This is a genomic window from Phocaeicola coprocola DSM 17136 (genome assembly GCF_000154845.1).
Classification (GTDB): domain Bacteria; phylum Bacteroidota; class Bacteroidia; order Bacteroidales; family Bacteroidaceae; genus Phocaeicola; species Phocaeicola coprocola.
In genome coordinates this window covers 1-10034 of sequence record NZ_DS981514.1, presented here as the reverse complement: position 1 = coordinate 10034, position 10034 = coordinate 1, and the positions used below count along the sequence as shown (strand labels likewise).

The 10034-nt window shown below is 44.1% G+C and carries 5 protein-coding genes, 2 tRNA genes and 4 pseudogenes; 1 reads left to right on the top strand and 10 read right to left on the bottom strand.

Annotated elements, in window-relative coordinates; all coding sequences use genetic code 11:
- The 5 genes and pseudogenes from BACCOP_RS19085 to ndk all read right to left on the bottom strand — a co-directional run.
- Positions 1-470, bottom strand: a 470-nt coding sequence (locus tag BACCOP_RS19085; RefSeq protein WP_007572067.1) for a hypothetical protein, incomplete at its 3' end; no start/stop codon positions are given.
- Between the two features lie 344 nt (positions 471-814).
- Positions 815-3087: pseudogene (locus BACCOP_RS19080) on the bottom strand (TonB-dependent receptor domain-containing protein).
- A gap of 237 nt (positions 3088-3324) precedes the next feature.
- Positions 3325-3400, bottom strand: a tRNA-Lys gene (locus BACCOP_RS19075).
- 45 nt (positions 3401-3445) lie between these two features.
- Positions 3446-3518: transfer RNA gene (locus BACCOP_RS19070), tRNA-Lys, on the bottom strand.
- A gap of 116 nt (positions 3519-3634) precedes the next feature.
- Entirely contained in the window at positions 3635-4111 is a 477-nt protein-coding gene (gene ndk, locus BACCOP_RS19065) for a nucleoside-diphosphate kinase (RefSeq protein WP_007572064.1), read from the bottom strand.
- Positions 4112-4551: 440 nt separating this feature from the next.
- Between ndk and BACCOP_RS19060 the strand changes: the two are divergent.
- Positions 4552-5780: pseudogene (locus BACCOP_RS19060) on the top strand (site-specific integrase).
- A gap of 154 nt (positions 5781-5934) precedes the next feature.
- Here the strand turns inward: BACCOP_RS19060 and BACCOP_RS19050 are convergent.
- The 5 genes and pseudogenes from BACCOP_RS19050 to BACCOP_RS21495 all read right to left on the bottom strand — a co-directional run.
- A complete protein-coding gene (locus BACCOP_RS19050; protein ID WP_007572051.1) occupies positions 5935-6237 on the bottom strand; it encodes a helix-turn-helix domain-containing protein in 303 nt (100 codons plus the stop codon).
- A pseudogene (locus BACCOP_RS20185) lies at positions 6237-6407 on the bottom strand (helix-turn-helix domain-containing protein); the annotation flags it as partial. The gene BACCOP_RS19050 and the pseudogene BACCOP_RS20185, both read right to left, overlap by 1 nt.
- 349 nt (positions 6408-6756) lie before the next feature.
- Positions 6757-7626, bottom strand: a complete 870-nt coding sequence (locus BACCOP_RS19045) for a DUF7738 domain-containing protein (RefSeq protein WP_007572046.1) — start codon at positions 7624-7626, stop codon at positions 6757-6759.
- 302 nt (positions 7627-7928) lie between these two features.
- The gene (locus BACCOP_RS19035; protein ID WP_007572042.1) at positions 7929-9494 is read right to left on the bottom strand and encodes an ATP-binding protein; all 1566 of its coding nucleotides are present in this window, start codon (positions 9492-9494) and stop codon (positions 7929-7931) included.
- Positions 9495-9689: 195 nt separating this feature from the next.
- Positions 9690-10034 (bottom strand): annotated as a pseudogene (locus tag BACCOP_RS21495) (transposase); the annotation flags it as partial.

Sequence of the window (10034 nt, the reverse complement as noted above, 5' to 3'; positions counted from 1 at the left end):
TCCATATTATCCAAGGTCTTACAATCCGGCGTCTGAATGGAACCTAAAGTCATGCATTCATGATTGTCGATGTCAATGACACCGATGCCCATGATTTCCAGTCCACGCTTGTATTCTCCTGCACAACCAGACCAGAAGTAACCTATCCAAGGTGTCTTCTTGCCTGATTTGGGAATATAGGAAGGATCGATGGCGATGGCTTTTCTTTTGCCTGTGAGATGCTTGCTGATGATAGAGCCGTTGAACGCAAACCAGTCGAAAGTTTCATGCTCAAAAAGGTTACGATAAGTCTGTTCTGAGAAACAGCCATATCTGCCCAATTGGAGGAAGTTTATACGATCCGGGATGGCCATGAATAATTTCATGGTGTCCATGAACGTTTTTTCAAAAGGTTTTTGTATATTCGCTACTGATTTGAGAGCCGACAGGCACTCGGATTGGTATTGCATAAGGAGTGTTTCTTTAGTCATAATCAGAAGAGTTGAGAGACTTCTAATTTACTAAAAAACCAGCGAATTATGCAATACTTTTTTACCTTTATTATCAGCAGGTTAGCACATTTTTTTCAGCACATTTCTTCATGCTTAACCATTCGTTTTAGACAACATTTCAATGACCTCTTTAGTGTTTCCGAACCGACTTTTGCCGGTTTTATTGTTTAACTTTTAATTTTTCGGTAAAAATTTACCGAAGTATTGGATAATAAACTTACTCTTAATCTTTGGATACTGAAAATATTCAGCATCTTTAATTAATCAATTAGTTCCTAATATTTGACTATAACAAGTCTTTAATGTAGTAAGTCGATTATTTTTTAATGCCCGAACCGTGAAGTGTCTACTTCTTTTACCTCCTGTTTTTTATATCCGCCAAAACGGTATGTAAAGTTCAGAGATACTGTACGGGTGTAGAAAGAACTGTTCATATCCAAATACTGACCTTTGAAGCGAACCTTCATATCCGGCATGCCGGAATTAAAGATGTCACTGCAACGTGCCGTAAGTGTACATTTGTCTTTGGCAAAGTTCCACTTCATTCCGGCTGTAAGATTGAATGTGCTTGCAAGATCCAACGTTCCCTGAACGAAAGGTGTTTGTATGTTCCCTGTCAGTTCAAACGAAAGGTTCTTTCCAACCTTGAAGGTATTATCAAGTGTTCCGACAAATACCCATTTCTTACGATCAAAAGGTATGTCAAAAAATTGGTCACATTTCTGTCGTGCCTGCATACCTACAAGTGTAAGCCTTGCATCATACCAGTTCCCCATACTGAACGGTACAATGATATTGGCTCCTATCATACGCATATAGTTCCAGTTAGTGTTCTTGTATATCAATGCCAACCGGTCGGTTGCCTGATAGGGAGACTGGGCAAAGTAATCGGATGTATGTTTATAGAACAGGCCAACGATATACTTCTGTTTCAATATATAGTTTCCATTCAGATTATAGTTCGTCATAGGTCTTAAACCAGGCGTTCCCTGAATTTCAGAATATCCATTCAGATAGGTGACTGAAGACTGCATATCCCAGTAACCAGGATATGTCTTGTCTGTTGACAGGGATAGCTGGAAAATATGTTGCGGACTTTTCAGATATGTCAACGAGGCTTGCGGATAAACCGCCCATTTGTGATAATTGCCAATAGTATAATATTCTCCAGTAGCCGAAACAGTGAACGAAGTCCCTGTTGCCCAATTCTTGCTCAGCGAGAAATAGAAATTAGTTGTCTGCTCTTCCAGCTTAGCATCAGTATTTTCAGGTTTTATATTACCTGTCACATTATTATAAGTCTGAAAATCGTAGTTTTTTGTATAGAGATAGGAAACACCGTAACCTATACCCCAATTATTGGGCAGACTATGTTTCTGGTCTGCATAAACAGAGTAACGGTCAATACGCTGCCGCCGGTCAGGGTATATGCGTTTTCACTATTATCTGTAAGCTGTGTTAACATTGTCTGGTTATTATCAGAAGTGAATCGGGTATAATCACCGCCTAATTCGAGTCCGAAACCGGAACTGTATTGTACAGCTATGTTATGCATCTTATTTTCTGTAAATTTATCGAGAGTGGATTGCTGAAAACTTCCGTCTGCTATACTACGACCGTTTCTGTCGGGAGTAAAACTTCCGGTATAAGCAATATTCAGACGATTCTTTTCATTGATATTGTATTCCAGAGCCGTTCTTACATTATGCATCCAGCTTTTGGTACTTAGTTTCTCATTTTGAGTTATTTCATAAACCTTATCGCCTAATGTATGTCTGGAGAACAAGTCCGTATATTCCATTATTTTGGCATTGTCGGCCCCATACATTACATCCAGAGTTACTTTAGGCGTAGATAATCGGAAATTACCATTCGCACCGCCACTACTGAAATATCTGTTCTGATAGTATGTGCTCAACTCTCCCTGAAATGAATAGTCATTTGAGCGTTTCATCACCACATTGATGACAGCTCCACGCACATGGAGTTCAGGAGGGGCACTGTATATGACTTCTGCTTTCTCTACACGATCTACCGGTGTATTACGCAGCAATGTTTCCAGCTGATCTGCTGTCATAGTCGTAGGCTTGCCGTTCATCACAATTGTAAGAGAACTAGCTCCTGCAAGAGAAAGAGTCCCGTTACTCTCCTGTACCCCCGGTAGTTTGGATATAGCCTCGTATGCATTGTTTACAGCCCGTTTCTCAGAAAGTACCGAAAGATCATATCCAAGCCGCCCGTCTTCTACTTTAACCAATGGTCTTTCACCCTTAATTACCACTTCCTCCAGATTATAGTCTTTCGGCTCCAATGTAATGATGCCGACATCATGAGCCCGACCTTTTATTTGTCTAGTCTGATAAAGTAAGTGCTGGACAATAAGCTGATAACTCTCCGGCTCCGGTTTAAGCATAAATGTACCGTCGGCCGCAGAGATGGTAGCCTCTAAATAAGTTGAATCCAGTAGTTGCATGACAATGGTCGCACCTTCTACCGGTTGTTGATGGATGTCTACTATTGTTCCTTTTATCTGACTAAAGGCCCAAACCGGCAATGCTGTATACAGCAATAGCCCTATCAATCGCTTTGATTTCATTACATTTATTTCTTACGATCGTTTTCTAAAAACTGCCTCTCTTCTTATGCAGTTTCCTGCTTTACCAGTTTTCTGCTACAAATGTATAAGATTATATCAGAAAAGCTTCCTCTTTTCCCTTCTTTAAAAGAAGGCATAATAAACTTTAACTGAAAAACGATAGTGTATAGGAATAATAAAAAAAGTCCTGAAAACCGGTCAAGTTTTCAGGACTTCTCAATGTTTTGCCTCACGACCTGGTACACCCTCAGGGATTCGAACCCTGGACCCACTGATTAAGAGTCAGTTGCTCTACCAACTGAGCTAAGAGTGCATCCACTATAAATTGTCAAATTTCCCGTGCAACTTCATCTGAAAGTACACCCTCAGGGATTCGAACCCTGGACCCACTGATTAAGAGTCAGTTGCTCTACCAACTGAGCTAAGAGTGCATTTCCTTTCGTTTGCGGGTGCAAAAATATAATCTTTATTTGAATTGACCAAATAAAATGCAGGCAAATCTGAACGATTTCCTGCATTTTATTTTTCTATTTTCTATAACAAGCTGCTATACAAGCTTATACTCATCTTCGTAATAAAGGTGTTGTAGTGTACATTGTTTATATTCGAACAGCTCTTCGGGCTTAAAGAAACGGTTTACCTCTTCTGCAGCCGTCTTGGGAGAGTCGGATGTATGGATAATGTTTTCCTGAGAACTTACACAATAATCACCTCGTATTGTACCCGGAATGGCAACACGGCCGTTTGTAGCTCCTGTCATCGAACGGACGATCTGAACGGCATCTACTCCTTCGTAGCAACAAACAACTACCGGACATGCCATCATCGATTCTTTTACGCGCTGAAAGAAAGGCTTTCCTGCCAGATGCGCATAATGTTCATTCAAAAGTTCGTCTGTAAGCTGCATCATTTTCATACCTGCCAGACGCAAGCCTTTACGTTCGAAACGAGAGGTAACTTCTCCTATTAAGCCACGTTGTACGGCAGATGGTTTCAATATAACCAATGTTTTTTCAAGACTCATAGTGTTTTTCCTTTTTAAGTTTAACGGTGCCAAAGATAAATCTTTCCTGCAAAAAAGAAAAGTTTCAGGCAGAAAAAGCCTCACAGACTTGACTTTAGCTAATTTTTTACTGGTTCTCTGCCAAAGCCTCCTTCTCCGACCGGCAAGTTTGCTCCAAAAGAACGTGATGTTTTTTAAAAAAGTCGGAGATTTTTAGAAATAGTTGCATAATGGCGACACACCGCTTGAATTCAGCGAATTAATGGGATTGTTTTTCACTTCCATTTGAAAAACGACGCTACAAAAAGCACATTTGAGCATGAGTTACGTTACCTAATCGTCACCTTGTCCAAGTCTATAAAACAGACAATATAAGCGGTTATTTTTCAATTGTTTGCATTATTCTTCATAGCTTAAAACAACTCGATAAATAGTAATTTTGTAACAAAAATAATCGAGTTATGAGGAGTACCTTTCGAGTTCTGTTCTACACCAAGAACCAGGCCATAAAAAATGGCCGTGTCCCTGTCATGGGGCGTATTACCGTCAACGGAACGACGGCGAGTTTCAGCTGCAAGCGTGATGTTCCCCTTGCCCTTTGGGATGCCAAAGGCAACTGTGCCAAAGGCAAATCCGAGGAGGCAAGACGGCTGAACCGGGAGCTGGAGAACATCAAGGCACAGATCGGCAAGCACTATCAATATCTCTCGGACCACGATTCGTTCCTGACAGTCAAGAAGGTCTATGACCGCTATAACGGCTTTGGCGAGGAGATCCATTCGTTGATGGAGATCTTCAATATCCAGATCCGGGATTACAAACGGCAGATCGGCAAGACGAAAGCCCAAAGCACCTATCGGGGGTTGGTGGACGAGTACAAGTGTCTGTCCTGTTACCTGAAGGACAAGTTGGGTACGGAGGATATCCCCCTGATGTCGCTGGACATGGATTTCATCAAGAACTATTACAACTGGATGCTTTCCGTGCGCGGGCTGGCCAAGTCAACGGCCTTCGAGCGCGTCAACACACTGAAATGGCTGATGTATCTGGCAATGGACGAGGGATGGATCCACAAGCACCCGTTCAAGAAGTTCGTGTGCAAGCCGGAATACAAGAAACGTCCTTTCCTCTCGGAGGAGGACCTGCAACGCGTTATCAGCGTCAAGCTGAGCTACAGGCGGCAGCAGGCCATCCGGGACATGTTTGTTTTCATGTGCTTCAGCGGCCTGGCCCATGCCGACCTGAAGGAACTTTCTTACCGGAATGTCCACACGGATTCGGACGGGAACACCTGGCTGGTTGGAAACCGTGTGAAGACCAAGGCACCCTATGTTGTCAAGCTGCTCCCGATAGCCGTCGAGCTGATCGAGAAATACAGGGGGTGAACGAATTCAAGGTCTCTTCGGACAGGGTGTTCCCCGTGGGGGAAATAGGGAGTATGGAGGACAGTCTGAAACGTATCGGCGAGAAGGTCGGCTGCAGTGTCCGCGTCAGCCCGCATGTCGGACGTCATACTTTTGCGACCCTGGCCCTGAGCAAGGGCATGCCGCTTGAAACCCTGCAGAAAGTCCTCGGGCACAAGACCATCATCTCCACGCAGGTCTACGCCGAGCTGATCAATCCAAAAATCGGTGAGGACACGGACAGGATGCGTGAGAAGATCGGCGGAATGTTCCGCCTGGCCAACTAAGAAGAAGGGATGCTTATCCGACAGATGGAAAAAAACGCAAAGATAGCCGTCCATATTTTGGGGCGGCTATCTTTTTATAAGTTATACGCAATCACGGGCGATTGTACCCGGCGAGTCCGGATAAGCATCCCTTCTTCTTTTTCTTTACGGCCGGTTATCCGGCGTATTGCCTGTAGTTCCGGTAGTTTTTCCGCAAGGTCTCGTACAGGGCACTCTCAGGATACAGTATTTTCCCTCCGATGGTGGTATAGGGTATGGCTCCTTCATCACGCAGCGTCTGCAGGGTCCTTTTTGAGATGTGCAGCATTTCGCACACGTCTTCCCCCTGCAGGTAATGTTCGTCCGCGATGGCGGGACGTATCCTTGCCGTCGCCGCCTCCAACGATTTTCCGATCTTTTTCATCCATCCGGTCAGTTCCTTGAACTCCTCCGAATCTTTTGTAATGATTTCCGCCATTATTTCCTTCTTTTTTTAATGAGGCCTTCTTCCAATATTTGCCGGATATCCGCTTCCTTGTAAAAGCATTTTCCTCCGATGTTCGAATAAGGGACCAGTCCCCTGTCCCGATGGTTCTGCAGGCTTCTTTTGGAGATGCCGAGGGCCAGGCATACCTCCTGTGCGTCAAGTCACTTTTCCGGTGAGGACGGAGCGATTTTCTTTTGGAAGTCGGCCATCTGTACCGACAGCGTGCTGAGCTTTCTTTTTAGCTCCAGATACGCGTTCGTTTCAATAAGTGTCAGTTCCATAATCTTTTTTTATGATTTCGGGTGCAAGATAACGCAATTTTCCATGCGTGTACGGAACGCGTCAGCCATAGTCATGAAAAGTCGGAAATAGTCAGGGAGTCGGAAAACACGCCCTCCTTCTTTTTGGGGGCGGCATAATGAATCAATCGAACCTGTTTGCCCGGAATATCGGATTAATTTCCTAAAGATAGACTGAGAGGTTGATTCGTATTTTCATGATAACTATGTTTTAATCAAGGTGGTTTATGTACTTTTCATATTCAGGACCTTCGTACGGTGGGTCACCAAAACCTCGTGAGTTAATGGCAATATCAAAGTTTTCAATATCATTACCGTCTTCAGACTTCCTGATTCTATAGGTATAATATTTTTCTCTGCGGTGTATAGGCGCTTTGGTGTAGTCCCAGTCATGCAGATGACAATAGTAAAGCAGAGGGAACGGATTGTTATTGAATTTCAGATTTGTTTTTTTCAGAAAATCATCCATGTGCATACCTCTGCCCAAAACCGCTCCACCGACAATCATTTTACCCGTAAAATACTGGCGTGGACAACGGTTCTTTAGCCATTTTATATTGTCCTCGCTTATAGCTCCGTATAAATCTATATTCCAGTTAATCATTATTCTGCTTACAGGGGCACTGTCTTTTCCGCTTTCATCGTGTGATACCATAATGATTCCCATCGAATCCCATATAAATATTCCGGGTTCCGCAAGACGCTCGTAATGTCCGAATATCTCACACAGTTCTCCTATTGTCATTCCCGGCATGAACGGCTTGCCGTTGTAGGTCATTGTCGTATCTGTAAATACAAACAAGTGCTTCATATTCACCCCCTCTTTTTCGTAGTCTATAGGCGGTTCTTCCGGCAGATGTTCTTCCAAAAATCGGTCTGTCTTGGCCATCAGTGTATCTACTTTTCCCCAAATATTATCTATGCTTCCCATTGCCTTTTCGTGGTTGTAGCTGCACCCTGTACACGAGCTGAGTGCGGACAGGCAAAGCAGTCCGAAGCATAGGGCAACGGCTGCCGGTGCGGGGAGGAATGGATACTTGCGGATATAGAGTCCCGAACCGGTCATTGTTTGTTGTTCCATAGGCATGTGTGTTTAATGGCTTGTTGCCGATTGGTGATGTGGCAAATATAGAAAAATGTTTTTTTCAGTATGCTTATGGATGGGGGGTGTTTCACCGGAATGTGTTGTAGAATATGTTTAAACTTGCTTTCTTGCGGTGTTCTCGTATCCCACATTTTTGCCATTTGTGCGTACTTTGTGTTTAAAAAGGTCACCTGAAGGTCACCATAAACGAAATCAGGCATCTGCGATTGCTTGCAAATGACTGATTTTCAATGTAGACTAGCCTGGGCTTGAACCAAGGACTTCCAGATTATGAGATATCATTTCCGGACTTCCCATTCCTCAATCGTCCCCGTCTGGGAAGAAAAGCTCACACCCACTTTCACCACCTGACGGGCACCCGCTTCATACTCACGGGCATACCCTTTCGCTTCAATCTGCTTCAGCGCTTCGGCAGCCGTGCCATCCAGCTTGAATTCAAAGATATACACGCACTGCGGTGTCTCCACGATGCCATCCACCCGACCTTCACTCTGCTCCTTTTCTACCAGGACCGTATAGACGCTCATCAGGCGGAGCAGCAGGTAGAAAGTATACTGGAAATAGCGTTCCCTTTCCGGCTCGCTTTCCTTGCGGCGCATGGTATAGGGAATGCTGGCCAGGAACGAGGTCAGCATCTGGCGGAAGGAATCCAGTTCACCGTCTTCCAAAGCAAACGCCAAGTCCTGTGCCAAGTTGCTGACATTCTCCTTTATCTTCAGATAATTGGAAGCCACCAGGGTGAGAAAACCGTTTTTAACCTCATTGTTGGGGAAGTCCAGCAGGAAGGTCTTCCGGCGTTTGTCGTAATCCTTGATGGTGAGATAGCCGCTCTGGTAAATCATCGGCAACGGATATTCTGTATCTGCCTTATAATTCACAAACTCATCCTGTGAATAATACATACCCGACAACTGATCAATCCCTTCATGAAAATGGTTCATCAGGCGAATGAGATACGTCGGTGTGCCCGAAGCAAACCAAAAGTCGCGGATGTCCTGGCTGTCGAACGCATTCAAAACACTGAACGGATTGTAGATGTCCGTCATCTCTTTGCTGAAGTGATAACCGTCGTAATGCCGCTTTAACCGCTGACGCATTTCCTCTTCCGTGCAGCCTTCCGATGCCGCCATTTCCCGGATAGGTTCTGCAAATTGGGTATGCAGTTCTTCTTCCGTGATGCCGCATAGAGCCTCGTATTTATCGAACATACTGATGTCTTTGGGCTGGTTGAAACCGCTGAACACACTGACTTGCGAGAACTTGGTGACACCCGTCAGGAAGACAAAACGCAGCGAAGCGTCAGCCAGTTTAAACACCGAATAGAAAGCCTTCAGAATCTCACGGTTCTGTTCCAGCAGCTCCGGGTCTTTCTCCAGCACATCCAGCAGAGGCTTGTCGTATTCGTCCACCAAGACCACTGCCCCTCGCCCTGTCTGCTCGGCAGCAGCCTGCAAGATACGATTGAAACGGGAACCCAGATTGGTGTCGACTCCAGAACTGATTCCAAATTCTTCTTCCCAATCATACAGATATCCCTCTATTTTCAGGTGCAAGGCACCCGGCATTGTAAAATCAACTCCGTTAAAATCAAAATGGAACACCCGGTGCACGTGCCAGTCGTGTTCCAACGCATCGATTTTCAAGCCAGCAAACAATTCCTTCTTCCCTTCGAAATAAGCACGAAGCGTAGAGAGCAGCAGGCTCTTGCCGAAACGTCGGGGACGGCTCAGAAAATAAATCTGTCCTTGGGTTACCAAAGAATAAATTAAATCTGTCTTGTCTACATAAACAAAACCGTCTTTGACTATTTTTTCAAAAGTTTGTATGCCAATCGGATATATCATAACTCATCTGTTTTTAAAGCGTAACATGAAGTTAAGACAAAGTTAGCGATTTTTGGAAAGAACATGCTATCTACCATTCAAAAAAAACAGCTTACCTGTTTTTAACAACTTAATATATGATAATTTGATGTTTGCTCTGCATAAATAAATATAATAGACTTCATATTACAATAGTTCGTTAAAAATTCGCCAAGCCTAAGCGGCTCTGGCAGTAAATAAAATGAGTTCTTTGAAAAGTTTGTCAATAACTTGCGGGTCTGGGTTAATCCCGAACACGCAAATAAATCGTTCAAGCATATAAGCATTGTGTATGAAAGACTTGCAAGAGGATATGGAATAGGCTATTCCGAGCCTCTTACATGCCGCTTTGGCCAAGTTGACAGCTGCGAGCGATGCATTGAAGTGAAAATCCAACTTCCTGAAGTCGGTTGACTGGCAGTTGGTGATTCCTGCATGCTGCTTGCCATCTCTAAAGCAAAATTCCAGTTGGAACCTGGTTCTGTAATTTCCAGCACCTCACGTCCATCCATGGAATCGTCT

Excerpts from the sequence above, each read along its gene's own strand:
- BACCOP_RS19050 (WP_007572051.1), bottom strand. The coding sequence starts at position 6,237 with ATGGCGGAAATCATTACAAAAGATTCGGAGGAGTTCAAGGAACTGACC.
- BACCOP_RS19045 (WP_007572046.1), bottom strand. The coding sequence starts at position 7,626 with ATGGAACAACAAACAATGACCGGTTCGGGACTCTATATCCGCAAGTAT.
- BACCOP_RS19035 (WP_007572042.1), bottom strand. The coding sequence starts at position 9,494 with ATGATATATCCGATTGGCATACAAACTTTTGAAAAAATAGTCAAAGAC.
- ndk (WP_007572064.1), bottom strand. The coding sequence starts at position 4,111 with ATGAGTCTTGAAAAAACATTGGTTATATTGAAACCATCTGCCGTACAA.